The organism is Kaistella sp. PBT33-4 (assembly GCF_029194425.1).
Taxonomy (GTDB): Bacteria; Bacteroidota; Bacteroidia; order Flavobacteriales; family Weeksellaceae; genus Marnyiella.
This window is the reverse complement of record NZ_JARFYL010000004.1, coordinates 293,832-318,936: the sequence shown is the minus strand read 5'-3', so window position 1 is coordinate 318,936 and position 25,105 is coordinate 293,832. Positions and strand designations below refer to the sequence as shown.

Sequence of the window (25,105 nt, the reverse complement as noted above, 5' to 3'; positions counted from 1 at the left end):
CAGTTATGATGGATCTAATAAAAGATTTTGGCAGCACCACGGTTAATTTGCTGTACCTGGCCATTATTCTGCTGATGGTAGTTTACCGCAAATATCTGGGTAAACATATTGAAATCGTAATCGCGGCAATGAGCGTTACATTTATTACAGAGGTAACGACGATCGTTCTGCAGCGTCTTCATATTGTTCAGGTTACCACTATTTATTATGTAATTGGGATTATAGGCATCGTATACCTGCTGTTTCTGGTCTATTTTTATAAACTGATGCAGAATCCCCAACTCAGGAGGATACAGCTTGGAATTGTAGCAGCACATTTAATAAACTTTGCTTTGTCTGCCGTATTGGTGGAGAATTTCTTTTACGTATTTCCGGACATTACCAATTTCACGAGTATTTTCCTGATTCTGGTCTCGCTGTTTATCTTTCTGAATGACACCTTTAACTCCGATAAAATCCTGCTGATCAAGGCGTTTTACCCTTTTTTTGTAGCTGTAAGCCTTACTTTTATCTATGTTGGTCTGGTACCCATTCTTTTTTTCAGTAACAGGATAGATCTGGACACAGAGAAACTCATTTTTTATATTATGCTGTATTCCATCAATATCATTGGATATTCAATTATGCTTGCCGGAATTTTTTTTGCGAAAAATCAAAAAAAAAGTATAATTTAATAGAATGAAATTTGAAGGTGCAGAACTGCTGATTATCTTTTCTTCTCTTATTATACTGATGGTCCTCAGCATGATGGTCCTGATTTACGTTGGGTTCCTCAGGAAAAAATCGCAGCTCATCCTGCAGGAGCAGGAAAAGGAGTTGAAATTTGCACAGGAACTGGCCCTTTCCCAGATTGAGATGCGGGAGCAGACGCTTCGGTATGTGGGTCAGGAACTTCATGATGATATTGGCCAGAAACTCTCTGTAGCAAAACTGCTTAACAACAAACTCAGTTCACAGCTGCAGAACGGTGACAGGGAATTTCTGAGAGAAATCAATGAACTGCTGGGCGAGTGCATCAGCGATATCCGTAACCTTTCCAAGACGTTTATTTCTCATCATATTGAGCACGTTGGACTTATTGAGTCAATCGAACGTGAGGTAGGACGCATCAGGAAACTGGATTTCATGGAAGTAAATTACATCCATAATGTGAAGGAAATCCAAATCGATCCTAAACATTCACTGATTCTGTTCAGGATCATACAGGAATGCCTGAATAACGTGCTGAAGCATTCACGGTCCAAGAAGCTTGACATAATCCTGGACGACTGCACCAAAACACTTGAAATAAGCATAATTGACCAGGGCATAGGACTGCCCGAAACTACCGGCAAAGGCGGCAGCGGCCTAAGTAATATTACCAACCGCGCAAATGTAATAAATGCCTCCTTTTCAATAGATTCGGTAAAGGACAAAGGCACCGAAGTGAAAATTGTTTATCCCAAAAACTGAAAGTATGTACAGGATTAAGATTGCCATCGTGGATGACCATAAAATGGTTTCAAAAGCTATTGAAGATATGATCTCTGCCAATCCCAAATATGAAGTGGTTTATAACTGCTGCAACGGAGATGATTTCATTGCCAGCTTAAACAGCCAGAAGGTGGATCCCGATGTGGTTCTGATGGACATTAACATGCCGTTTCGCGACGGTGTTGAAACTACCGCCTGGCTGCACCGCGAAAAACCGAAAGTTAAAGTGATTGCGCTTACTATGGAGGATAATGAGCATACGATTATCAGAATGATGCGTGCCGGAGCCAAGGGTTACCTTTTGAAAGATATGTCACCTGAGCTGCTGTTCGAAGCCATTGAGACGGTGTACAGTAAAGGCAGTTTTTATACGGATTATCTCACTCAGCGTCTGATGAAGGTAAAGAATGAAGAAGATACAGCTAAAAATATTCTGGACGAACTCAAGGCTAAAGAAAAGGAATTCTTACGTTTGGCTTGTACGGAAATAACCTATAAGGAAATTGCAGACAAAATGTGCATGAGCCCCAAGACCATAGACGGTTACCGGGACAGCGTATTTGCGAAAATGGATGTTAAAAGTAGGGTAGGACTTGTGCTCTTTGCTCTGAAACATAATATGATTTAAAAAGTAAAGTGTATTAAGGTGGTTTACCTCTTTTCTAAGTACTGAAGTTCATTTAAATTTGAAAACAGAACACCAAAACACAAATGATGACTGGAGGCCGGCTTTGCTGGCTTCTTTTCATTAGCTACCAATCGCATTCAGTCGCGGAAGCAGCAAACGCATCCCTTCCGTAGCATTCATTTTAAAGAAATTTTCCTCTGCGGCGAAACTGTTTAGAAGGTGAGGGTCTATTACGAAAAGTTCGCAACCGTCAGGAATACTGTGCAAAAGACCCGCCGCCGGATAGACCTGCAGTGAGGTTCCGATAATCAGAAAGATGTCGGCTTCCGAGGCAATTTGCTGTGCCTCTTCTATAGCCGGTACTTCTTCTCCAAACCATACGATGTGAGGGCGCAGTTGATTTCCATGGGCGTCTGTATCCCCAATATTTAAGTCTCCTTCCCAGAATGTGGCATCACTTTGGGAATTTACCGGTCTCACTTTTTTCAATTCGCCGTGAAGATGCAGTACCTGACTTGAACCGGCCCGTTCATGCAGATCATCTACATTTTGGGTGATGATTTGAACATGAAAATCTTTTTCCAGTTGCACCAGAATCCTATGGGCTTCGTTAGGCTTTACGGTGTTCAGTTGGCGGCGCCTTTCATTATAAAAATTCAGCACGAGCTGCGGATTTTTAGCAAACCCTTCCGGTGTGGCAACGTCCTCAATTCTGTGATTCTCCCATAAGCCGTTGCTGTCGCGGAAAGTACGCACACCGCTCTCAGCAGAGATGCCTGCGCCGGATAGAACTACAAGATTTTTTTTCATTGGATGATTTTCATAAGATCAAGACCATTTTTTAAGCCCGCCGTCCCCCAGGTATTATTGAAGAAAACGTAAAAGTCCCTTCCGCTTTCCTTAATGTCCTCTGCAATGTCCGAAAGGAATTGTGCGCTGTATTCCGATTTAAACATAACCGGCACGCCGTGCAGCCTGTAATAGGCAATCTTCGGTTGAACTGTGATTATCTCATTGGGAATCCTGCCGGGATAACTGACCCCTGCGAACACAATACTCCGGTCTGCCAGAACTTTTGCAGCGTCACTGCGCCACCATGACTCATGCCGGAATTCGGTAACACTGATGAAATCCAGCGGAATATTCTGCAATACTGCCTCCAGATTCTCCTGGCTGTAATGGAAACCTGGCGGAAACTGGTAGAGAAAACCGGCCAGCTTTTCTTTTAATCCTGTCCGGATATGGGAGCAGAACTCCAAAATATTCTGTGCCGAATTTTGCAGTTTTTGAATATGAGTAAAGGTTTTTGGCATCTTAATGAAAAACCTGAAATCTTCTGCTGACCGTGTATACCAGTTCTCCAGCGTAGTTACACGCGGTTTGCGGTAGAAAGTGGAATTGATTTCTACCGCATTGAACCGTGTGGAATAGTAGGAAAGCTCCTCCTTAGAGGCAAGGCAGTCCGGGAAGAAGATTCCCTTCCAGTCCCTGCCTGTAAATCCCGCACATCCTATATAAATTTTATTTTTCATATTTCAGGAGACCGTCAGTAAAGGAACTCCACTGAAATTCGCTGGCAATAAACATCCCACCAATGGCCACCAGTCCGTTTCGGATTTTCTCCAGCAGACTTACATCCTCTGTATTGGGAATCTCATTTCTGCCATGAACCTCCGCGCCAACGGTTTTGTCTTCCCGCCAGATCAGGAAATTAGAAGTAGCTTCCGGACCGAAAAAATGAGCGGTTGAATCTTCAGGTACGGTCGGATTTGCAACGGGCCGTACACGGATATAGGCACAGTCTTTCATATCGGATGTTTCATTATCAATCTCCTCAATCTGCACCCAGTCATAACCGTCAGGTCCGGTATTATGCAGTCCCGGAACCTTAATTGTAATATAATCGCCGACCAGCGGTTCCCTGAGGAGGAGGGTGCCTTTGGAATCGCGAAGGGCAAATTCCGCTTTTTCCTCACCTGCAAAAAGTTCCCAGGAATTTATATCGAGAAAACGTTTTTTAACAGTTTGAAAATGGGCACGTGCCAAATCAGGACTTTCAAAGCTTACCTCTGATTTAGTATCCGTTTTCGCACCTTTTTGCTGCAGTGGTATCTTCTCGTACATTGGTATGATTTGATTATTTACCGAATTCCTGCAGTATACGCTCATTAAAAGCCGGGATATCGTCCGGTTTCCGGCTGGTTGTAAGATTTCCGTCGGTCACGACTTCCTCATCCACCCAGTTGGCACCTGCGTTAATCAGGTCTTTCGAAATCGCGTTAAAGGAGGTCATCTTACGGCCCTTTACTTCCTCAGCATCAATAATAGTTTGAGGTCCGTGACAAATAGCCGCCACAGGTTTGTTTTGAGTGAAGAAATCCTTCACAAACTTAACGGCATCTTCATCAGCACGCAGAGTGTCGGGATTAATCACTCCGCCCGGAAGCAGCAGTGCGTCGAAATCATCAGCCTTAACTTCTTTTACGATATGGTCCACCTCTACGGAAGTACTCCATTCGTGGTCTTTCATCGCCTTTATACTGCCGGGTTTCAGTGAAATAATTTTCACGTCGGCACCTGCCGATTTAAGCGCTTCTACAGGTTTGTCGAGTTCAGACTGTTCATAACCGTCTGCTGCAAGTACAGCAATTTTCTTTTTTTCCAGATTTGACATAGGTTTATTATTTTATATTATTTGGTGTTTAACTGTTCGTTATTTTTTATGGCTGATTACTTTTACTTTTACATATTCGAATCACCATTTCTTTTTTCGTAGCAATCAGCAATCGCGTCCTTTGGGAGTGGTGTGGTGCAAGTCCTTTACATTGATATCCACCGAATTTAACCTTAAGGAGTTCAGAATTACAGAGACTGAACTCAGACTCATGGCTGCGGCCGCAATCATAGGGCTGAGTAAAATTCCGAAAAAAGGATAAAGCAAACCAGCTGCAATCGGAATGCCAAAAACATTGTATACAAAGGCAAAGAAAAGGTTCTGCTTGATATTTTTCAATAGCTCGCCGCTCAGGATGCGGGCTTTTGCAACGCCTGTGATATCACCTTTCAGCAGTGTGATCTCTGCACTTTCAATAGCCACATCTGTGCCGGTGCCCATTGCGATACCTACGTTTGCCTGAGCCAGTGCGGGTGCGTCGTTAATCCCGTCGCCGGCCATTGCTACAATCTTCCCTTCTTCCTGCAGTTGTTTAATTTTATTAAGTTTATCTGCCGGAAGCTGTGCGCCGTAGAATTCTGTGATACCAAGTTGTTTTGCGACGGCGCCCGCGGTATGTTCATTGTCACCCGACATCATAATTACTTCCACTCCATGCTGCTGAAGATGCTTTACCGCTGAATCTGAAGAGGGCTTGATCCGGTCTGAAAAACTAAGAACAGCCAGAACCTGAGTATCTTTGGTAAGGAAGGAAACGGTCTTTGCCAATTGCTGCTGTGCTGCTGCATGTTTTGCCGCCTCCTCCGGTATTTTTACATTAAATAACTCCAGTAATGCCTGATTACCCAGGAGGAGTACAGAACCATTTAACTCTGCTTTAAGCCCTTTTCCGGCAATATTTTCAAAATTATGAACAGCTGGCGGACCAACAGGCTTGTCTGTATTTTGATCACTGAATGCGGTCAGTACGGCATCAGCGAGAGGGTGTTCCGAATTGCTGTTGAGTGCCGCCGCCAGTTCAAGAACCTGGGTTCTGCCGGCTCCATTAAATATGAAAATATCTTCCAGGCCAGGTTTTCCTTCCGTCAAGGTCCCCGTTTTATCCGTAATCAGTACGTCCACTTTATGCATTTGCTCCAGCGCCTCGGCATTTCTGATGAGAACTCCGTTTCTTGCGCCCTTGCCAATGCCTACCATAAGGCTCATGGGTGTAGCCAGGCCCAGCGCACATGGACAGGCAACGATAAGTACCGCTACGGAATTCAGGAAGGCCATTGTCATCCTGTTTTCGCCGCCAAATACCAGCCAGCCAACAAATGTCAGTATTGAGACTGCAATCACAGTAGGTACAAAGATCCCTGAAACTCTGTCCGCGACTTTCTGTATGGGTGCCTTACTGCGGCTGGCCTCATGGACCATCTTTATTATTTGTGCAAGCAGTGTCTCATCGCCTACTTTTTCAGCCTGCATGGTAAAGACACTGTTACCGTTAATCGTTCCGGAGCTTACACGGTCACCGGCGCTTTTTTGTACAGGTATGGGTTCACCGGTGATCATACTTTCATCTACCGCAGAGCTACCGTTGGTGATTTTTCCGTCCACAGGAATTTTCTCACCGGGCTTGACTTTCAGCAGGTCGCCTATTTTTACCTCTGAGAGCGGTGCACGTTTCTCCGCGCCGTGTATAAGGAGTGTGGCCTCATCGGGTGAAAGGCTCAACAATTCCTTTATGGCTCCACCCGTTTTCCTGTGCGCTGCTGCTTCCAACAGCTGACCCAATATGACCAGGGTAAGTATGACACATACTGCTTCAAAGTACAGAGGGATACTTCCGCTGTGCCTCATTTCATGCGGAAAGATATCAGGAAAGAGCAGAGCCGCGAGACTGAACAGGAAAGCGGCCGCCACTCCCAGCGCAATGAGACTGAACATATTGAGGTTCCATGTTTTGAAAGAGATCCAACCGCGCTTCATTAAGAACCAACCTGAATAGAAAAGAACAGGGATGGTCAGAAACAGTTCAAGTATGCCCTGGATCCGGTGTGAAAACGGAAAGCTGAAAATCATGCCTCCCATGGACAGTATAAAGACAGGTACTGTAAAAGCCAGTGCGGTGAAGAACTTCCTCCTGAGATTTTCATAAGTTTTATCCTCTCCAGCCTCAGAGGAACCCGGAATCTGAACGAGGTCCATTCCGCATACCGGACAACCAACGTTACTGTCATACACTTTGTCGCCTTCGCAGAACATTGGGCAATAGTATTTTCCCGCATGAACTTTCAGGTTTTCAGGCTCAGGGACCTCTGGCCCATGACCATGCGGTACAGGCTGTGCATTTGAAATAAGTTCGGGAGTGATTTCTTCCAGGTGCATATGGCAAACAGGGCAGCCTTTATCTGAATCATAGGTCGTGTCGGATTCGCAAAACATGGGACAGAAATACTGACCCACTTTGGTGCTGAAGCTTTCCGGGAGGTTTGTTTTTGAGAAGGTGGGCGCTTTATCCCGATAATCGGCGCGCTCCTCTATTGGAACAAGGAACATATTGCATACAGGGCACCGTTTGCCGGGACTGAAATATACTTTTTCGCCTTCGCATTCCATCGGACAGAAATATACCGAGCTGGGCGAGATCCGTTCGGAAGGGGGTACTTGATGTGGTTTATGATGTAGGTTTTCCATATTATTTATTTGAAAACCAAAGGTCCTGAAAATGGACGGAAAGCAGTTACAAGTACATAGATTATGCTTATAAAATTCAGATTTTATCCAGCGGAATGCGGCCGGAGCGGTTTTGCGACTTAAAGTCGGTTGGGCTGGAGCCTGTAATGTTCCTGAACTGGGAAGAAAGATGCTGAACACTTTTATACCCCAGTCTACCTGAGATCTCAGTGAGCGTCAACTCGCCATACAGCAGGAGTTCTTTCACTTTCTCCACTTTCTGGTGGATGAAATACTGTTCCAGGGTAGTGTTTTCCTGCTGTGAAAAGGTTTTTGAAATGGCGGTATAGTGTTTATGAAACCGCGCAGACAGAAACCCGGATAATAGAAAGTCTTCGGCGATGTCCAGCCCGGCAATCAGCAGGACGATTTCGTTTTTCACCTGGCCGGTCAGTATTTCTGCCTGCGACCTGAGAAGTCCGAAGCCCTGTGTCTTCAATTCCTGTTCCAGGCGGTCCAGATCCTGATGACTGAGTTCATTAACAGTTTCCACCACTCCCAGCTGTACTTTCTCCAGCTTTACATCAAGAAGATCTAAAATATTGCTCACCGCTGCTATACACCGGTCGCAAACCATATTTTTAATATAAATCTGCATTACTCTTTTAGCTTCAGGCGGTCGGAAATGTATTCTATTTTTGTTTTTCCGTGGCGTGTAGGCTTCCCTTCCTCATTAACACCTACAAAGGTGATCCTGTCTATCGTAATAATGGTTTGGCGGGTCATCATATTGCGTACATGGCAGGCCAGGGTAATAGAAGTATGGCCAAAACTTATGGCCTCAATTCCGATTTCAATAATGTCTCCCTGCTTTGCGGAACTTATAAAATTAATTTCAGAAATATATTTGGTGACACACCGTGGCGTTTCCAGCTGCACAATAGCATAGAGCGCTGCTTCTTCATCAATCCACTGCAGCAGTCTGCCACCAAAAAGGGTATGGTTGGGATTAAGGTCCTCGGGTTTAATCCATTTTCTTGTATGATAGTTCACAGTCTTAAATTTTATTGATCCGGTTATTACTCTGTTCCTGTGCTGTTATTGTCTGATTATAAGTTTCTTCGAAATCTTTTGCCCTTCTGAAATGAAAACAATCATATAAACACCCTGTGGCACATTCAACCGGTAACTGTTTTTTCCTTTCTGCACCAATGCCGAATAAACAAGACGGCCCGAAAGGTCGGTAATAGTAAGGTTTCCGGCTTTGGCAGATTCAAAAATAAAATGGCCGTCGCTTGGATTTGGATACAGGGCGGTGCTGATATTTTCCGGTTCAGCAACTTTCAGGACGGCACAGTTATAGGGTGAATAAATCACCGGACCAAGTGCCGGATCATCTGCCTGGTGTGAAATTACACTTTCGACCATGGCGTCTGTGGACAGCTCCGTTTCGCGCCAACAGTTAAACTTGGCCTGGATGGTATTAGGCGTGTTATTGAAAAGGGCGTAAAGGTTTCCGCCGTTGCCGTTATCTTTAAAGATGTTCTGTCCGGGATTAATGTTTCCCGGTGCATCACTGCCCAGATTCACCTGAGCATTGGAGAGCAGGGTAATGCCCCAAAGATTCCTTCGGATCTGATTTTGGGTAATATAAAGCTGGTCACTGGTCGCAGACAGCGAAATGCCGCTTCCGCCGCTGTTAGGCAGGTTTTGGGAGTCATTGTCCTCAATGATATTTCCCTTGATAATTCCTGCGGAAGAACTTCCTGCCATCGTGATGCCATAACGGTTGTCTTTAATTGTATTGTTAAGGATTTTCACCCTGTTGGTGCCACCAATCAGTGCTGAAGCCGAAATACCGCCCACCATCGTAAGCGCACGGTTACCCAAAATCGTATTATTTATAATCTTAAGCGAATCAGCACCACCGGGACCCATATTGATCTGCGGTCTGTTGGTATTGAGTTTTGAATTTCCGAAAAGGTAATTATTCTGGAAAACTGCAGAAACTGTAGCATTGGCAGCCGACGAAAATGCCGGATAATCATTCTGAAGGAACTGGGAATTCTGCACAATGGGACTTCCAGTGGAGAATGACATGGTTCCGCTGGTAACCAATCCCGCCTTGAAATCCCGCACGATGCAGTTATCCATCAGAAAATTACCGGTTGAAACCCGTATCCCGCCCCCGTATTCAAGTGTTGTATTACGCATGGCAACGGTGGAACCGGCATCAAACTGAATTCCGTTGAACACCGAGGCCGCATTTCCCGAAGTTATTGTGAAACTTGTTGCTGTAGTATTGTAGGTTCCGGCAACGGTTAATTTTATTCCGGGATTTATCGTTAGGGTCGTATTTTCGTCCATCAGGAGGGTATCTCCACCCGCTATGGTTACATTGGCCGTCATCGTGTACGAAGTACCGTTATTTACGAGTACCGTGGGTGCAGCGGCCGAAAGACTTGTTAAAGTGTAGGTTATTCCTGTGCCCGGACTGGTGAACTGCCCATTAAGAATGAGCGAAAGGCAAAAAGTAAAAAGTAAAGATATTCTTTTCATAACGATAAGTTTTAATGACCGAAATGGGATTGTGTATACGCTGGAGCGCAGATTCTGCCGTCTGTGCGTCAGTGATGAAATTCAGGTAATAAAGATAAGGAATTTTAGCACAAGTCTCCCGGACACGGGAGCTGCTGCTGTATAATCTGTTAAGTGTATTACTTACTGTTTTCTTTTTCCTTAATCAGCAGGAATCCATCAGAAAAATAATATTGGTTTGGATTCGCTTCATCATAAATGATGCCTCCAAAAATGATTTTGATCCGATAGTTTTTAAAGTCAGCGACCGTTGAGATATCGCCTACGGGAATGCGTTCCTTTTGAGCAGGGTGGCGCGCCATTATTCCTTTAATAAAAGGAAGAAGGTCAAAGCTTTCGTCACTGTTGACTTTGAGTTCTAAAACCTGTCTTTTTCTGTCCCGGCGGTTAATTAAGGAAATCCTGTCTCCGTTAACTTGCAGCGCCTCGGTTTCATTTTGATTTTCAAAGCTGTTCAATTTGACAACATACTGGTAACCTTCAGTGGAATAGGGCTGTGCAGGAGCATAAATTTCCCAGCGTCTGAATGTATTTAATTCCGGTTTCACATTTTTAAAAAATCCTGCAATCGGGCCACTGATGTCCCGGTAGGACTTACCTGCGGTTGATTTATTTAAAATACGGAGATGCGGACCGTCCAGATATTTTTTCAGGGCAGTTTCATCCTTTCTTTGGTAAAGGAAATTGAATTTATCGGCTATCTCACTTACCTGTTTGGAAGGTATTTGCCTGCTGAAGTCAATCTTACCCTTCACCAACAATTGATTGGAGGCCAGGAGTTGCGCAAGTTCATTTTGCTGACTTCTTTTTGATACAGCCAAAGCATTAAAATAGGGCAAAGTGAGAGACAGAAAAATGAGTACAAAAAGGGATATTGGTATGAACAGGATACCGGCTTTTTTAAAGATAATGAAATAAACGGCAACGGATGTAAGCCAAACAGCTATAAGAAGTACATAATACCGTGGCTCCGTGTAACCGTACTCCAGAATGCGTGTAAAGATGGCGGTAAAAAGCAGCACGATAAGAGGTACAAGGGTATAATAGAAAACACTGCTGAAAGTTTTCACCCACGACTTCCCGCCTTCATTCTTAAGCGGGAACACCAGAAGCAGTGCCAGTATACCAACTACCGCGTAAGCAATGATCAGGTAGGATACCCAACCGCGCGGTAACTCCCAGTTGATAACAATTTTTGCGGAGTAAAAATAAAGGATTACCAGGTATATCAGAAGGAGCGGGATAAGCACATATTGTGTAAAAAACTTCAGGACCTGAGGATATTTAGCGTCCTGCTCAAGTTGGGAAAGCCCTCGTCCGCTAAAGAGCAGAAAGATAAAGCAGCTGCCGAAAATTGCTAAAACAGCGAAGGTTTTGGGGTACAGCAATTCATCAAGTTCAAGATCAAAGAGTTTATCTACAGCCAGTATTGCCAGCATGACGCCGCCGGCCAGGACACCTGTGAAAACCGCTGTCTGAAACAGATTTATAAATAGGTTCTTATTAAACTGCCAGAACTGAATTTCATTAGCCTTACCCATAAAAGCAGTAAAGGAAACCAGCAAATGGCTCAAAACAAATGAGGGAATTAGGATAAAGGCATACATCTCAGTAAAATCCCTTTCCTTTTCAGGCAGAATAAAATAATAACCTGAAAGAAGGACGAGTGCTGCCATTTCAAGAAGTGAACCTTTTCCGATACGTTGAGATAACATCCTGGCACTGAACAGCAGAGAAATTCCCAAACATGAAACGAGCATAAGTTTGGTGACCCGGAAACTGTTTGATGAACCTCCAATTTCAATAGCTGTTGCCGCAGAAGCTGCAGCGGTTACCGCCATAGCTATAATCAGCGGATAGCGGAATAAAGTGTCATCGGCAAGAGCCCAAACTTCTCTGAGTTTCCCTTTCATGACTGTATTTTACTTAAAGATTATTTCTTTTTCTTTTTTTCTTCTTTCCCGTTTTCAGTATTTCTTCAGCAATTTTAAAGCGTTGCTTCTTTTTCTCCTTCTTAGGTTTTACATCCGCTTTCTCGATTGGCTTCACGGGTTGTGGCTGCAGAATTTTTTCCTCCTGGAGAAGGTTCAGTAATTCTTCAGGTGAGTTATTGCAGAACTGACTCAGGAAATTCCTTAACAGAAATCTGCGGTAATCTTCATAGGGGATTACCACCGTGTATTTAAAGATCCGTCCCTCCCGTGTAGTAGAAAGAAATCCTTTCTCCACAAGTATTTTAAGATAGGTGGACACGGTATTTTGGTGCGGTTTGGGCTCCGGATGATCCTCCATCACATTTTTCATATAAAAGGAGTCCAGTTTCCAGAGTACGGTCATCAGTTTTTCCTCGGCAGTGGTCAGGCTGTTTATGTTCATATCAGTTACTAAGCAGGTTGTCGGTATAAAGATAGGCAAAAGATACGGCGATACCCAGCACTGCGCCCATCAGCACCTCATTGGGAGTATGTCTTTTCAGGATCACTCTGGTTACGCCTACCAGCACAGCAATCCCACACCAGACAAGTCCTACCAGCGGATCGAAGGTATAGAAAAGCGCAGCAGTATAGAAATTAAGGGCAGTATGCATGGAACTTTTAATATAAAAGTTGCTGATCTGCATCAATATTAGAAGCACAAAAAGAAAGAGGACCGTGAGGTCTACCTGGCCGTCCAAAAGGTAGTTTACGGCAAGATAAACCAAAAGCGCCAGCGCAATCATCATATAGAGACTCTTACGCTGCTCTCGGTTGGAAACGTCCATATTGCTGTAATTCCCTTTTTTATAATTCCAGTAAATCCAGATGCTTACAGGCAGGATCAATATAAAAAGGATGGGCATGAACTCCAATAAGGCCTGCTGCCAACCGTAATGCAGGTAACTGTAATATACATAATACAGGAAAAGCGAGGTAAGCGGATTGAAAAAATTGGATATTAACCTGGAAATGAGGATCAGCGGCGGGGTATTTGCGGTGGGTGGCGTCATATAATGGAACTGCTTGGTAAATCTAACCATTTTAGGGTGAATCTAATGTTATGCCGAGCCAAAGATTTTTCCTATTTTTGCCTGATAATTTTCGCTTATAATGAAAGAATTTTCAAAAGAAGTTTACCTGCAGTGGTACAATGACATGACCATGTGGAGAAGGTTTGAGGACAAATGCCGCTCACTCTATCTAAAACAGAAAATCAGAGGATTTTTACATCTATACAATGGCCAGGAAGCTATTCCGGCCGGATTTGCACATGCCATGGACCTTACCAAGGACAGCATGATCACCGCATACAGATGTCATATTCACCCTATGGCTATGGGTGTGGATCCCAAAAGGATTATGGCCGAACTTTGCGGTAAGGCTACAGGAACCTCCGGCGGTATGGGCGGTTCTATGCACATCTTCAGTAAGGAGCACCGTTTTTATGGCGGACACGGTATAGTTGGTGGTCAGATCCCCTTGGGAGCCGGAATTGCTTTTGCCGATAAATATTTTGACCGCAAGGCTGTAAATATCTGTTTCTTTGGCGATGGTGCGGCCAGACAAGGTTCGCTGCATGAAACCTTTAACATGGCAATGAACTGGAAGCTGCCTGTGGTATTTGTTGTAGAGAACAACCAGTACGCCATGGGTACTTCAGTAAAAAGGACGGCTAACCACGAGGACATTTATAAACTTGGGTTGGGCTACGAAATGCCGTGTATGGCGGTGGACGCTATGGATCCTGAAAAGGTGGCCGAGATCGCTTACGAAGCTATTGAAAGAGCCAGAAGAGGCGACGGTCCAACTTTTATTGAAGCTCGTACCTACCGTTTCAGAGGTCACTCCATGTCCGATGCCGAGCACTACAGAAGCAAGGATGAGGTGGAACTTCACAAACAGGATGACCCGATACAGCTGATCAGACAGAGAATTCTTGAAAAGAACTGGGCTACTGAAGCGGAACTGGAAGATATTGACAACAAATCCCGTGCTTTCGTGGAAGACTGCATAGAGTTCATGGAGAATTCACCGTACCCGGATCCTGAAAAAATCTACGAGTACGTTTATGCTCAGGAAGATTATCCTTTCCTGGACAAGGTGGAAAATAACTAGTAATCAGACTATAAAGTGAGCCAGCAGCTTTACTGCAGGTCTTCACTTTCAACAAATATCACATAAATAATTATGGCAGAAGTAATTACAATGCCCCGTCTGTCCGATACTATGACGGAAGGTAAAGTTGCAAAATGGAACCTGAAACTCAACGATCCCGTGAACGAGGGTGATGTTTTGGCTGAAATTGAAACAGATAAGGCGGTTCAGGATTTTGAATCGGAAGTGAAAGGTGTACTTCTTTATATAGGTGTTGAGGAAGGACAGGCTGCACCTGTAGATTCCGTACTTGCCATTATTGGTGAGCCTGGCGAAGATATTTCCTCACTAACCGGCAAAGGAAACAGCAACCCTTCATCTGAAAAGACTGAATCCGGTTCTGCATCAGGAATTCCGGAAGATTTCAGGACCGAAAATGAAAATACAGCTGTGGAAACTTCAGAACCGGTTGAGAAGGAAAGCGGATCATCAAATGAGAAAACTTCTTCAGCATCTGCCGATGTACCTGAAGGTGTGGAAGTGATTACCGTACCCCGCCTGTCGGACACCATGACTGAAGGGAAGGTGGCCAAATGGCATAAAAATGTAGGCGATGAGGTAAAGGAAGGCGATATCCTTGCTGAGATTGAAACCGACAAGGCCGTTCAGGATTTCGAGTCCGAATTTAACGGCACACTGCTGCACCAAGGTGTTGCTGAAGGCAATGGTGGACCTGTGGATTCCGTACTGGCAATCATCGGGCCTGCGGGAACGGATGTTTCGGCAATTCTTTCCGGAGGAAAGGCTAAAGCAGAAAATAAAGCAGCTGATGAAAAGCCAAAGGAAATTAAAGAGGAGACGGCAAAAGCAGAAGTAGCGCAGAATAATGATGGCAGCCGACTGGCTATTTCGCCTCTGGCCAGAAAAATGGCAGCCGAGAAAGGTATAGACCTTAAACAGCTTCAGGGATCCGGTGAAAACGGCAGGATTGTGAAAAAGGATGTGGAATCCTTTACTCCTTCAAAACAGCCGTCTACGGCTGGTCAGGAAAAAGCGGCGACTCAGGCTTCTCCTGCAGCTAGAGTGGCTGCTGATTTCGTTTCAGGCGAGACCACTGAAACTCCAAACTCACAGGTTCGTAATATCATTGCCAAGCGTCTGTCAGAAAGTAAATTCTCGGCGCCGCATTATTACCTGATGGTGGAGATCAATATGGATAAAGCGATTGAAGCCCGTAAGGAAATCAATTCACTTCCCGATACAAAGATTTCGTTTAACGATATGATCATCAAAGCTACGGCTATGGCATTGCGCAAGCATCCGCAGGTCAATTCTTCCTGGGCCGGCGACAAGATCATTCACCATGGCGACATCAACGTTGGCGTGGCAGTGGCAATTCCGGACGGTCTTGTGGTACCTGTGCTCCGTAACACGGATCATATGAACTATCTGCAAATATCTTCCGCAGTGAAGGATATGGCATCCAGAGCAAAATCCAAAGGTCTGAAAGCTAATGAGATGGAAGGTTCCACGTTCTCTGTATCCAACCTGGGAATGTTCGGTATCGAAACCTTTACCTCCATCATCAACCAGCCCAACTCAGCGATTCTTTCCGTTGGGGCAATTATTGAGAAACCGGTGGTTAAGGATGGACAGATCGTTGTAGGAAACACAATGAAGCTTTCACTGGCATGTGACCATAGGGTTGTGGACGGTGCAACCGGAGCTCAGTTCCTGCAGACGCTGAGAACTTATCTGGAGCAGCCGCTCACTCTACTGCTGTAAAAGTAATTTTAGATAAACTTATAAACCCTCCTGGTTCCTTATCCTGGAGGGTTTTTTACAAACATTCCAAAAAATATAAGTATTTTTGAAACCATGATCAGAGCAAAGAATATTCATAAATCCTACGGCGACCTGGAGGTTTTAAAGGGAGTAGACATTCATATTAAGGAAGGTGAAGTAGTGTCCATCGTCGGTGAATCCGGTGCTGGAAAATCTACGCTTCTGCAAATCCTGGGAACACTGGATATGCCTTCGTCGCCAGATAAATACGGTACTCAGATCGCTCTGGACGGTCAGTCCTACATTAATATGAATGACCGCGAACTTTCGCGCTTCCGGAATCAGAACATCGGTTTCGTTTTTCAGTTTCACCAACTCCTGCCGGAATTTACCGCGCTGGAGAATGTACTGCTGCCTACACGCATTTCAGGCCGTAATGAAAAGGAGAGCCTGGAAAAAGCATACAGACTTTTTGAAGACCTCCATATTGCAGACCGCATTCACCACAAGCCCAGTGAAATGTCCGGCGGTGAAGCGCAGCGTGCCGCGGTGGCGAGGGCACTTATCAATTCGCCTAAGATTATTTTTGCCGATGAGCCTACAGGAAACCTGGACTCCAAAAATGCGGATGATCTGCACCGACTGTTCTTTGACCTTCGGGATAAGTACAACCAGACTTTTGTGATTGTTACGCACAACCCGAACCTGGCGGAAATAACAGACCGGAAACTGCTTATGAAGGACGGACAAATCCTGTATTAATTCTGAAACACCGCGCAAAACTTGATTTAATTTGATAACTTTATATCTTTAATTAAGTTACAGGTTTCAACAAAATGTCTCTTAAACACCTTGCTGAAGACGACCGGCCGCGCGAAAAATTTCTGCTGAAAGGTAAAAATTCCCTTTCGGATGCCGAACTTCTGGCCATCATTATGGGCAGCGGTAACCGCGAGGAGAGCGCTGTAGATCTTGCCAGACGGATCCTTAAGTCGGTGGGTGAAAACTGGCATGACCTGAGCCGTCTGAGCATTGCTGATCTTTGCAAATTCAATGGGGTGGGTGAGGCTAAGGCCATTTCAATCTCTGCGGCGCTCGAAATAGGACGAAGGCGTGCCGCACAGGAAGTTCCGGACCGTAAGCAATTGGCCAGCAGCCACGAGGCTTTCCTTTTTCTTAAACCTTATTTGGGTGATTTGCAAACGGAGGAATTCTGGGCCGTGTTCGTGAACCAAAACAACAAAGTGCTGCACTTCTGCCAGCTTACGAGTGGCGGCATCAATTATTCGGTGGTGGATGTAAGGATTCTTTTCAAAACGGCTTTGGAACAGTTTGCCACAGGGATATTCATAGCACATAACCATCCCTCGGGCAATCTGAGACCCAGTGAGGAGGATAAGAAAATTACCAAACAGGTTGCTGAGGCTGGTAAGCTCCTGAATGTAAACCTGATCGATCATTTAATCATCAACCAAAATTCGTATTTCAGCTTTTCAGACGAGGGTATATTATGATAAAACGGCTTACATACCCCGAAATTGATATTGTTAAATATGCTGAATGTCTTGCAGATGCTTTGCAAAGCAATGTTTTTGCGCAAAAAGAGGTCCTGGATTTTTTATGTGAAAGCTGGGAACTGCTGGTGTATGATGATTATAAGTATGTAATGCCTTTGCCCCTGAAAAGCCGTTTGGGTCAGAAATTTATTACATGTCCCATTTTTTGTCAGCAACTTGGGATTTTCGGTCCCGACGACAATCCGGAAATAAACGAAGAGTTTTTTGATTATACCCTACAGAATTACAAAACCTATCTGTACTCCTTTAACACAGGAAACAATTTACGCAAAAATTTAACTTTTAGAAAAAACTATTTTATACCCATCGGTCTGTATGAACGGCAGCGCCGGAAATATTCGAAAGGCAGAAAATCCGCAGTTAAGTCCGCGAGCCACTTAAAGTTTAAACAGGTTGAACTAACCAGTGAAATTCTTAATTATGTAAGGCAGTTTCATAAAGGGCTGGCCAAGCAGTCGGATCTGGAGACAATGATCAGTTTTATGAATTTTCTGGAGAAAAAAAATATGCTTAGGCTGTATGGTGCGTACCTGGAAGGGCAGCTACTTACTGTTTCGGCACTAATTGACGACGGAACATCAGTATATTTGCTGGCGTTGGTTACCGATGAAAAATTCAGGAATGAGAATCCAACTTCTTTTTTGGTTGATAAAATTCTTGAAAAGTATATTGGCAGCCGCAATTTCAGTTTCATGGGCAGCAATGTTCGCAGTATCGGCATATTTAACAGCAGTTTCGGTGCGGAACTTCAGGAGTATCCCCTAATTCAATTTTCAAAAAAAGAACTGGCACTTAACTGGATGAAATCGCTGGTGAGGTAATTTTTTGGCCAAATTAAGACCTGTTAAATGACGATTAAATCTATATATCAGAAAATATTTTCGGAGAAAGCCCGCTACAACTTCCATGTAAAACTTCGGAAAGCCAAAGCATTTTTTCTTTCAGGAAACAACTTTTACTGCCCCTGTTGCGGTAAGTCGGCCAGACGCTTCCTGGAGAAGGGGAACGGCATTGAAGTTCGCAGCAATGCGGTCTGTCCGCACTGTGGTTCGCTGGAACGCAGCCGTTTGCTTTATTTATATCTGAAAGATAAAACCAATATCTTTCTGAATGATCCCTCTATTTTACATTTTGCGCCCGAAGACGCCCTTAAAGTGCATTTTGCAGCGAATCCCAATTATACAGACGCGGACCTCAATCCCAACCTAGCCAGTCATCAGATGGACATTACGGACATTAGGTTTCCGGATAATCATTTTGATTTTATCATCTGTTCGCACGTCTTAGGTCATGTTCCAAGCGAGCGGAAGGCACTGCATGAGCTCTACCGTGTGCTTAAAAGTGGGGGAAGCTTATTCCTGATGTCACTTATGGATCCTGATGCACAGCTCACCGTGGAAAATCCGGAATTCAATACCCCGGAAAAGAAACTTCGCCATTATGGTGAAAAGGACCTGGAGAGGCTGTACGGGAATGATTTTTCAGAAAGGATTGCAGCAGAAGAAGTGACAGTGGAGAGGATTGACTACCGGCTTCATTTTGCCGGTTCCGAAAGGCAGCATATGGCGCTGGGTAACGGACAGCGGGAAGTGATTTACCTGGTCACTAAAGAATGATCGCCGGCCTTCTGACGCTTACAATGCGCCTGAGCATTTTCACCGATTACATCTGGTAAAATCTACCATTTATTTATTACTTTTGCAGTCTCAAATTTTATGGATGTTCAACTTCGGCAGTTATATTAATTCACCGTACTTTCCCTATCTGTTTACGGTGGTGCTGGCTATACCTTTTCTCGTTCTGCTTAGGCAGTTCGTATTTGAGTATATTAAGATGAAGAACCAGGAACTCAAGATGCTTTCAGTAAAAGGCAATGCCCAGAACAAAAGCCAGGCTTACGAGCGTATGGTACTTTTTCTGGAAAGACTGAAACCTGCAAATCTGGTGACGAAATTTGACAGCGGCCTGGCCAGGCACGAATACCTTTACCTGCTGGAAAAATCCATTAACGAAGAATTTGATTATAATACTTCACAGCAGATTTACATCACCGCCAACTCCTGGCAGGACACGGTAGCATCGAAAAATGCAATCCTGAAAATGCTGCATGACACTTATGAAAGTTTAGGTGAAAATGCTGACCTGTCGGATTTTAAGACCGTATTCCTCATGAATTACATGAACGGTCCCGATTTTATTTCTGAAAATATAGACGCACTCAGAAGAGAAGTTCTTCTGGTGACCTGATACTACATTAAGATAATTAATAATGATACCAAATTTTAAAGCACATCCGTGGCATGGCATTTCTGCCGGTGCCGACGCTCCAAACGTTGTAAACGTTTTCGTAGAGATTGTTCCGAGTGATACCATAAAATACGAGGTCGATAAGGCCAGCGGTTACCTGAAGGTTGACCGTCCGCAGCAGTTTTCAAACATTATTCCCGCCCTTTACGGATTTGTTCCACGGACCTACTGTCATAATGAGGTACTGAAACTGGCGCTGGAAAGCGGTGCTGAAGATGTTACCATGGGCGATCATGACCCATTGGACATCTGTGTATTGAGCTCCCATAATATTCATGCCGGCGGTATGCTGATGGAGGCCATTCCGATCGGTGGTTTCAAGATGATTGACAAAGGTGAAGCGGATGACAAAATTGTTGCAGTAATGGTGGGCGACCACGCGTTCGGTCATTTCCGCGACATTGCAGAGTTGCCCCAGGCCGAGGTAAAGCGTTTGATGCACTATTTCCTTACGTATAAGAACCTTCCGGATGAGCCGGCAAAGTGCAGGATTCAGGAAGTGTACGGAGCTGCTCACGCAAAAGAAGTGGTGGAAGCTTCCAGAAGAGATTACGCGAGCAAATTCGGCGGATAAAATTTATTTTTAGATTTATATTGAAGACAGGATTTTTTCCTGTCTTTTTTGTTACGTACCCACTGCATATCTTTTCCAAATTTTACCGCTGTTACCATGTTTTTATTATCTTTAATCTTATTAACCAAACATTAAAAATAATAAGTATGATGGATTTGTTTTATTTGGTGCCTATTTTCGGCATCATTGCCCTGATTTACACATTTCTTCAGAGCACCTGGGTGAGCAGGCAGGATGCCGGTAACGAGCGCATGCGAACGATCAGCGGCCACATCGCAGATGGGGCCATGGCATTTCTGCATGCCGAGTACAGGATCTTAACCTATTTCGTAATTGTTGTGGCCATTCTTCTGGCACTGATGGGTTTTTCCAACAGTAATTCCCACTGGACCATCGGGATCTCATTTATCATTGGCGCCATACTCAGTGCTGCCGCCGGATACATAGGGATGAAGATCGCTACCAAAGCCAACGTTAGGACTGCCGAAGCTGCCAAAACCAGCCTTGCCAAAGCTCTTAAAGTTTCCTTTACCGGTGGTTCGGTAATGGGAATGGGTGTGGCCGGACTTGCCGTTTTAGGTTTAGGTACTCTTTTTATTATACTAAGACAGATATTTGCGCCCGATTCCGGTGTAGACAGCCACGAGATGGAACGTACCATCGAGATACTGACAGGTTTCTCCCTGGGTGCCGAAAGTATTGCACTTTTTGCCAGAGTAGGCGGTGGGATTTACACCAAAGCTGCCGACGTGGGCGCCGACCTTGTAGGTAAGGTGGAAGCGGGGATACCTGAAGATGATCCGCGTAACCCGGCCACGATTGCCGATAACGTAGGTGATAATGTAGGCGATGTGGCCGGTATGGGTGCCGACCTTTTCGGTTCTTACGTTGCCACCGTGCTTGCAACTATGGTTCTCGGACGCGAAACCTTCTCTCAGGATGCCTTTGGTGGTTTTGCACCGATCTTACTGCCCATGCTTATCGCCGGTACCGGTGTCATCTTCTCAATGCTGGGAACATTGTTCGTTAAGATTAACGATAACGACGGCGCATCTACCTCCAACGTTCAGAGCGCACTTAACCTGGGTAATTACGGAAGTATCGTCATAACAGCTATTTCCTCTTATTTCCTTGTTAATTACCTGCTTCCGGAAACAATGGTTCTTCGCGGGCATGAATTTACTAAAATGGGTGTTTTCGGTGCCATCATCGTAGGATTGGTGGTAGGAACACTCATGAGCATCATCACAGAATATTATACCGCCATGGGCAAGCGCCCGGTGAGCAGTATCGTAAGGCAATCCTCCACCGGACATGCAACCAATATCATCGGAGGTCTTAGCGTAGGTATGGAAAGTACGCTGCTGCCCATCATTGTGCTGGCTGGTGGTATTTACGGCTCATTCCTTTGTGCCGGACTTTATGGTGTAGCCATTGCGGCCGCAGGTATGATGGCGACAACAGCGATGCAGCTTGCCATTGACGCGTTTGGACCTATTGCCGATAATGCCGGCGGTATCGCCGAGATGAGTGACCTTCCCAAAGAAGTTCGTGAAAGGACGGATATCCTGGATGCCGTAGGGAACACAACTGCCGCTACGGGTAAAGGTTTTGCAATAGCCTCTGCCGCGCTTACAGCACTTGCACTTTTCGCAGCCTTTGTAGGTATTGCAGGAATTGACGGCATTGATATTTACCGTGCAGACGTACTGGCCGGTCTGTTTGTAGGCGCTATGATTCCCTTTATATTCTCTTCGCTTGCCATTACAGCCGTAGGACAGGCCGCCATGGCCATGGTGGAGGAGGTGCGCCGCCAGTTCCGCGAAATTCCGGGAATCCTGGAAGGTACCAGTGAGCCTGAGTATGAGAAGTGCGTAGCGATCTCCACCGATGCATCCATTAAGAAGATGATGCTTCCGGGAGCTATTGCAATTGTTTCACCACTACTGGTAGGGTTTATTTTCGGACCTGAAGTTTTGGGAGGATTCCTGGCGGGCGCAACCGTTTCCGGTGTACTTATGGGAATGTTCCAGAACAATGCCGGTGGCGCCTGGGACAATGCCAAGAAATCGTTTGAAAAAGGTGTTGACATCAACGGTAAGACTTTCTACAAAGGTTCGGAACCGCACAAAGCTTCCGTAACAGGAGATACTGTAGGAGATCCATTTAAGGACACCTCCGGACCGTCCATGAACATCCTGATCAAACTGATGTCCATTGTTTCGCTGGTTATCGCACCAACACTTGCAACCATGCATGCCGATCAGATCCGCGATAACCGTGCGGCTAAATTACAGGCACTGCAACTGGCCACCAACGGTACTGCTGTAAACGGCGCACATGTGGTGGCACCTGCGGTGCCCGGAGCGCCGGGCGTAGTTGCCGTAATGCCTGAGCCTACAGGAATGCTTAATGCCGATGGTGATTTTGTGTATGATACGGGTAACATCACACCGGTAACCTTACCAAATGGCCAAGTAATTAATTTGGGTGAAAACAGCCGGTTGAACTATTTTGCTCAGGGACTCGCGCAAAATGACCGCACCTTGCTGGATGAAAACCGTTGGTTTACCGTAGAAAACCTGTATTTCGTAAGCGGCAGCAGTGATTTAAAACCGGAATCTCAGGAGGCCATTGAGAATATCTTCAAGATGATGGAAGCGTACCCCAATCTGAAAATCAAGATGGGTGGTTACACCGACAATACCGGAAATGAAGACACGAATATGAGACTGTCTAAACTCCGTGCCGATACTGCGAAGCTGAAGCTGATGGAATTGGGTATTGCTGCCGACCGTATTGAAACAGAAGGTTACGGACCTCAGTTCCCGGTTTGTTCCACAGACGACAGCGACGAATGTAAGGCGATGAACCGCAGGGTAGATATCAGGGCTTTGGCACTTTAAAATTAACTGAATATTGTTTAAGGAGCGTCACTTTTTGGTGACGCTTTTTTTGTGTGTTAAATCGACTCGTTAATAGCTGCCCGTACATGCGATGGAATTGCGCGAGAGTGGGGTAGTCATACAGGCCGGTAGTCGTAGCCGCTCTGGCAAATTCCTTTTCCACTTTGTCACTTAGGCCCGCCTTTTCCAGATAACGCTTCAGATCTGCATCTACATCCGGATCTGTCCGGTTCTCTTTTTCCTGCGCAGGTGCTGCCTTTCTCTGGAAGATATTGCCTTCATCTTCTATACGGCTTGCAAAGCGCGTACTGCTTTAGAAGTAATTTGACGTATCAGTCTCATAATTCATAATATTTCCGTAGCGATATTACCCTCAACCACCGATTGTACCGTACGATGCGGAACAGTATCTCATGTCGCTTCTAAACAGCATAACAGCGCAAACTTTTAAGCAAAATTTACGCAGTAATCAGCAGACGCACTGTATGGACAATTGTACATTTGCGGTTCAAATTTTAGCGGTTTTTTTTAGTTTTTCTAATAGAATGTGCAGCGTGTGTTTACATGTTCTTCTGACATCTAATTTGGCTTCAAGTCACAATAACAAATTCAATAATGAGCAGGATACCAATACAATCTCACAAAACGCAGCTAAATACCAGCTTCCTGCAAAACACTTCCTTGCAAATTTTAATTTTCTAATATTTCTTTAAAAAAATTATAAATTGACACAATAATGAACTGGCCTTGTATAAGGTTATAAATCATAATACCCAGTAATATCGCTCTCCATGATATCGCTTGCACAATTGTATATGGCCTCTCACTATCCCAAGTCTTGTATGCAGAATAAATCATAATAAACAAAAGCAATAAAAATTCTAAAACTCTTAAAAATAAAATCATAATTATTTGCGTTCAATTCGTTTTTCTACTTTCGGCGCGACGAATAATTCATAAGCAGCTTGAGCAGATTTTCCAAATCTTTTATTTAAAATTTCGGAAAACTCCCGCTGCGCAAAGTCCCCGCTGCGCAAAGTCTCCTGACTTTGAGCAAATTTTATCGCCTAAATTTACATAAAACCATATCTTTGATCAAAGCACAGCCCCGCTGCCAAGCGTAATAGAAGATTCGATGAAGCTAACCCTATCGCGTGGTTATCCGTAACTTTTTCACGTAGTGGAAGGCCAGTATGAGTGTGAAAATATAACAATTATGAGGTATAGAAGTGAGAAGGTATTTGGAACGGCTCAAAGTCAGGAAATCGAAGATTCGACGAAGTCAGACTTTGCGCAGCGGGGGAAATCCAATAAAGGGAGGCGGATTTATTAATGTTTCGGGACAGATTGGAGTAGGTATACAGGGAAGCCCTGTTACTGGAGTGAATGCCCAATTAAATTATCAATACACGCCGATTGTAAAACCTGTTTTCCAATTTAAATAGTTATGAAAGCGAAAAGTTATTATCGCTTCATTCCTATTTTATTGGGATTGATAGCGTTTTCATATTTTTACATTTATAGAATTGTAATTCGAAATAACAATTATTTCTATAAAAATAATGTAGAAGCGAAGATTATAAAAATTTATAATTACGAGAACAAATCATTACAATTTTATTATAGTGATGATTATTGTATAACAACGACTGATACTAAAAATGACACATTGTGGATTGGAGATTCTATTTCTAAAAATGCAAATACAGAAGACTTTAGGATATTTAGAAAAGATAGTTTAGGAAGATATAAATTATATAAAAGCTATTAAAAAATAGAAAAACCCCTGAAAAACACAGGGGTTTTCTATTGCTCATTACGATGTATAAAATATCCTACGATTTTAATAGAA

General features: G+C 44.3%; 23 protein-coding genes. 12 read left to right on the top strand and 11 right to left on the bottom strand.

Going from position 1 to position 25,105, the window contains the following annotated elements; all coding sequences use genetic code 11:
* The first annotated feature begins 5 nt into the window (after positions 1-5).
* Genes P0M11_RS10255 through P0M11_RS10245 form a run of 3 tightly spaced genes read left to right on the top strand, consistent with a single transcriptional unit; the run spans position 6 to position 2,101 of the window.
* Complete coding sequence (locus P0M11_RS10255) at positions 6-674, top strand: hypothetical protein (RefSeq protein ID WP_275625572.1); 669 nt, start codon at positions 6-8, stop codon at positions 672-674.
* 4 nt (positions 675-678) lie between these two features.
* Entirely contained in the window at positions 679-1,452 is a 774-nt protein-coding gene (locus P0M11_RS10250) for an ATP-binding protein (protein WP_275625571.1), read from the top strand.
* 4 nt (positions 1,453-1,456) lie between these two features.
* Positions 1,457-2,101, top strand: coding sequence for a response regulator transcription factor (locus tag P0M11_RS10245; RefSeq protein ID WP_158064175.1), 645 nt, complete (start codon positions 1,457-1,459; stop codon positions 2,099-2,101).
* Between the two features lie 120 nt (positions 2,102-2,221).
* On the opposite strand, the gene P0M11_RS10240 is transcribed toward P0M11_RS10245, so the two are convergent.
* From P0M11_RS10240 to P0M11_RS10190, 11 genes are all read right to left on the bottom strand, one after another.
* On the bottom strand, positions 2,222-2,911 hold the full coding sequence (locus P0M11_RS10240) for a Sir2 family NAD-dependent protein deacetylase (protein WP_275625570.1): 690 nt from the start codon (positions 2,909-2,911) through the stop codon (positions 2,222-2,224).
* The gene (locus P0M11_RS10235; RefSeq protein WP_275625569.1) at positions 2,908-3,633 is read right to left on the bottom strand and encodes a DUF72 domain-containing protein; all 726 of its coding nucleotides are present in this window, start codon (positions 3,631-3,633) and stop codon (positions 2,908-2,910) included. The genes P0M11_RS10240 and P0M11_RS10235 overlap by 4 nt, the downstream gene beginning before the upstream one ends.
* Complete coding sequence (locus tag P0M11_RS10230) at positions 3,623-4,225, bottom strand: hypothetical protein (RefSeq protein ID WP_275625568.1); 603 nt, start codon at positions 4,223-4,225, stop codon at positions 3,623-3,625. Before P0M11_RS10230 ends, P0M11_RS10235 begins: the two co-directional genes overlap by 11 nt.
* A 13-nt stretch (positions 4,226-4,238) precedes the next feature.
* Positions 4,239-4,775 (bottom strand): type 1 glutamine amidotransferase domain-containing protein, encoded by a 537-nt coding sequence (locus P0M11_RS10225; RefSeq protein ID WP_275625567.1) that lies wholly within the window; start codon positions 4,773-4,775, stop codon positions 4,239-4,241.
* A 105-nt stretch (positions 4,776-4,880) separates the two neighbouring features.
* Entirely contained in the window at positions 4,881-7,457 is a 2,577-nt protein-coding gene (locus P0M11_RS10220; RefSeq protein ID WP_275625566.1) for a copper-translocating P-type ATPase, read from the bottom strand.
* 76 nt (positions 7,458-7,533) lie between these two features.
* Positions 7,534-8,094, bottom strand: a complete 561-nt coding sequence (locus P0M11_RS10215; RefSeq protein ID WP_275625565.1) for an AraC family transcriptional regulator — start codon at positions 8,092-8,094, stop codon at positions 7,534-7,536.
* A complete protein-coding gene (locus P0M11_RS10210) occupies positions 8,094-8,489 on the bottom strand; it encodes a hotdog domain-containing protein (RefSeq protein WP_158064168.1) in 396 nt (131 codons plus the stop codon). Before P0M11_RS10210 ends, P0M11_RS10215 begins: the two co-directional genes overlap by 1 nt.
* 45 nt (positions 8,490-8,534) lie before the next feature.
* A complete protein-coding gene (locus tag P0M11_RS10205; protein WP_275625564.1) occupies positions 8,535-9,995 on the bottom strand; it encodes a right-handed parallel beta-helix repeat-containing protein in 1,461 nt (486 codons plus the stop codon).
* Positions 9,996-10,153: 158 nt separating this feature from the next.
* Complete coding sequence (locus P0M11_RS10200; protein WP_275625563.1) at positions 10,154-11,947, bottom strand: DUF4153 domain-containing protein; 1,794 nt, start codon at positions 11,945-11,947, stop codon at positions 10,154-10,156.
* A gap of 13 nt (positions 11,948-11,960) precedes the next feature.
* Complete coding sequence (locus tag P0M11_RS10195; protein ID WP_275625562.1) at positions 11,961-12,410, bottom strand: BlaI/MecI/CopY family transcriptional regulator; 450 nt, start codon at positions 12,408-12,410, stop codon at positions 11,961-11,963.
* Position 12,411: 1 nt separating this feature from the next.
* Positions 12,412-13,050 carry a phosphatase PAP2 family protein gene (locus P0M11_RS10190; protein ID WP_275625561.1) on the bottom strand — a complete coding sequence of 213 codons (639 nt, stop codon included), beginning with the start codon at positions 13,048-13,050 and terminating at the stop codon, positions 12,412-12,414.
* 70 nt (positions 13,051-13,120) lie between these two features.
* On the opposite strand from P0M11_RS10190, the gene pdhA reads away from it, so the two are divergent.
* From pdhA to P0M11_RS10145, 9 genes are all read left to right on the top strand, one after another.
* The gene (gene pdhA, locus P0M11_RS10185) at positions 13,121-14,125 is read left to right on the top strand and encodes a pyruvate dehydrogenase (acetyl-transferring) E1 component subunit alpha (RefSeq protein WP_158064164.1); all 1,005 of its coding nucleotides are present in this window, start codon (positions 13,121-13,123) and stop codon (positions 14,123-14,125) included.
* A gap of 72 nt (positions 14,126-14,197) precedes the next feature.
* On the top strand, positions 14,198-15,889 hold the full coding sequence (locus tag P0M11_RS10180; protein WP_275625560.1) for a pyruvate dehydrogenase complex dihydrolipoamide acetyltransferase: 1,692 nt from the start codon (positions 14,198-14,200) through the stop codon (positions 15,887-15,889).
* Positions 15,890-15,982: 93 nt separating this feature from the next.
* Positions 15,983-16,651 carry an ABC transporter ATP-binding protein gene (locus tag P0M11_RS10175; protein WP_158064162.1) on the top strand — a complete coding sequence of 223 codons (669 nt, stop codon included), beginning with the start codon at positions 15,983-15,985 and terminating at the stop codon, positions 16,649-16,651.
* Between the two features lie 74 nt (positions 16,652-16,725).
* Positions 16,726-17,403 (top strand): DNA repair protein RadC, encoded by a 678-nt coding sequence (gene radC / locus P0M11_RS10170; RefSeq protein WP_275625559.1) that lies wholly within the window; start codon positions 16,726-16,728, stop codon positions 17,401-17,403.
* Positions 17,400-18,287: a GNAT family N-acetyltransferase gene (locus P0M11_RS10165; RefSeq protein ID WP_275625558.1), complete on the top strand. Its 888-nt coding sequence runs from the start codon at positions 17,400-17,402 to the stop codon at positions 18,285-18,287. The genes radC and P0M11_RS10165 overlap by 4 nt, the downstream gene beginning before the upstream one ends.
* A 27-nt stretch (positions 18,288-18,314) precedes the next feature.
* Positions 18,315-19,082 (top strand): class I SAM-dependent methyltransferase, encoded by a 768-nt coding sequence (locus P0M11_RS10160; RefSeq protein ID WP_275625557.1) that lies wholly within the window; start codon positions 18,315-18,317, stop codon positions 19,080-19,082.
* A gap of 103 nt (positions 19,083-19,185) precedes the next feature.
* A complete protein-coding gene (locus tag P0M11_RS10155) occupies positions 19,186-19,713 on the top strand; it encodes a hypothetical protein (protein ID WP_275625556.1) in 528 nt (175 codons plus the stop codon).
* A 22-nt stretch (positions 19,714-19,735) separates the two neighbouring features.
* Positions 19,736-20,347 (top strand): inorganic pyrophosphatase, encoded by a 612-nt coding sequence (locus P0M11_RS10150; protein ID WP_158064157.1) that lies wholly within the window; start codon positions 19,736-19,738, stop codon positions 20,345-20,347.
* 149 nt (positions 20,348-20,496) lie between these two features.
* Positions 20,497-23,253 carry a sodium-translocating pyrophosphatase gene (locus tag P0M11_RS10145; RefSeq protein WP_275625729.1) on the top strand — a complete coding sequence of 919 codons (2,757 nt, stop codon included), beginning with the start codon at positions 20,497-20,499 and terminating at the stop codon, positions 23,251-23,253.
* The last annotated feature ends 1,852 nt before the right edge of the window (positions 23,254-25,105 follow it).

Bases quoted from the DNA above. Each gene is read 5' to 3' on its own strand.
- P0M11_RS10200 (WP_275625563.1), bottom strand. From the start codon at position 11,947: ATGAAAGGGAAACTCAGAGAAGTTTGGGCTCTTGCCGATGACACTTTA.
- P0M11_RS10230 (WP_275625568.1), bottom strand. From the start codon at position 4,225: ATGTACGAGAAGATACCACTGCAGCAAAAAGGTGCGAAAACGGATACT.
- radC (WP_275625559.1), top strand. From the start codon at position 16,726: ATGTCTCTTAAACACCTTGCTGAAGACGACCGGCCGCGCGAAAAATTT.
- P0M11_RS10155 (WP_275625556.1), top strand. From the start codon at position 19,186: ATGTTCAACTTCGGCAGTTATATTAATTCACCGTACTTTCCCTATCTG.
- P0M11_RS10150 (WP_158064157.1), top strand. From the start codon at position 19,736: ATGATACCAAATTTTAAAGCACATCCGTGGCATGGCATTTCTGCCGGT.
- P0M11_RS10180 (WP_275625560.1), top strand. From the start codon at position 14,198: ATGGCAGAAGTAATTACAATGCCCCGTCTGTCCGATACTATGACGGAA.
- P0M11_RS10235 (WP_275625569.1), bottom strand. From the start codon at position 3,633: ATGAAAAATAAAATTTATATAGGATGTGCGGGATTTACAGGCAGGGAC.
- P0M11_RS10240 (WP_275625570.1), bottom strand. From the start codon at position 2,911: ATGAAAAAAAATCTTGTAGTTCTATCCGGCGCAGGCATCTCTGCTGAG.
- P0M11_RS10160 (WP_275625557.1), top strand. From the start codon at position 18,315: ATGACGATTAAATCTATATATCAGAAAATATTTTCGGAGAAAGCCCGC.
- P0M11_RS10225 (WP_275625567.1), bottom strand. From the start codon at position 4,775: ATGTCAAATCTGGAAAAAAAGAAAATTGCTGTACTTGCAGCAGACGGT.
- P0M11_RS10175 (WP_158064162.1), top strand. From the start codon at position 15,983: ATGATCAGAGCAAAGAATATTCATAAATCCTACGGCGACCTGGAGGTT.
- P0M11_RS10220 (WP_275625566.1), bottom strand. From the start codon at position 7,457: ATGGAAAACCTACATCATAAACCACATCAAGTACCCCCTTCCGAACGG.
- P0M11_RS10215 (WP_275625565.1), bottom strand. From the start codon at position 8,094: ATGCAGATTTATATTAAAAATATGGTTTGCGACCGGTGTATAGCAGCG.
- P0M11_RS10245 (WP_158064175.1), top strand. From the start codon at position 1,457: ATGTACAGGATTAAGATTGCCATCGTGGATGACCATAAAATGGTTTCA.
- pdhA (WP_158064164.1), top strand. From the start codon at position 13,121: ATGAAAGAATTTTCAAAAGAAGTTTACCTGCAGTGGTACAATGACATG.
- P0M11_RS10195 (WP_275625562.1), bottom strand. From the start codon at position 12,410: ATGAACATAAACAGCCTGACCACTGCCGAGGAAAAACTGATGACCGTA.
- P0M11_RS10250 (WP_275625571.1), top strand. From the start codon at position 679: ATGAAATTTGAAGGTGCAGAACTGCTGATTATCTTTTCTTCTCTTATT.
- P0M11_RS10165 (WP_275625558.1), top strand. From the start codon at position 17,400: ATGATAAAACGGCTTACATACCCCGAAATTGATATTGTTAAATATGCT.
- P0M11_RS10255 (WP_275625572.1), top strand. From the start codon at position 6: ATGATGGATCTAATAAAAGATTTTGGCAGCACCACGGTTAATTTGCTG.
- P0M11_RS10205 (WP_275625564.1), bottom strand. From the start codon at position 9,995: ATGAAAAGAATATCTTTACTTTTTACTTTTTGCCTTTCGCTCATTCTT.
- P0M11_RS10190 (WP_275625561.1), bottom strand. From the start codon at position 13,050: ATGGTTAGATTTACCAAGCAGTTCCATTATATGACGCCACCCACCGCA.
- P0M11_RS10145 (WP_275625729.1), top strand. From the start codon at position 20,497: ATGGATTTGTTTTATTTGGTGCCTATTTTCGGCATCATTGCCCTGATT.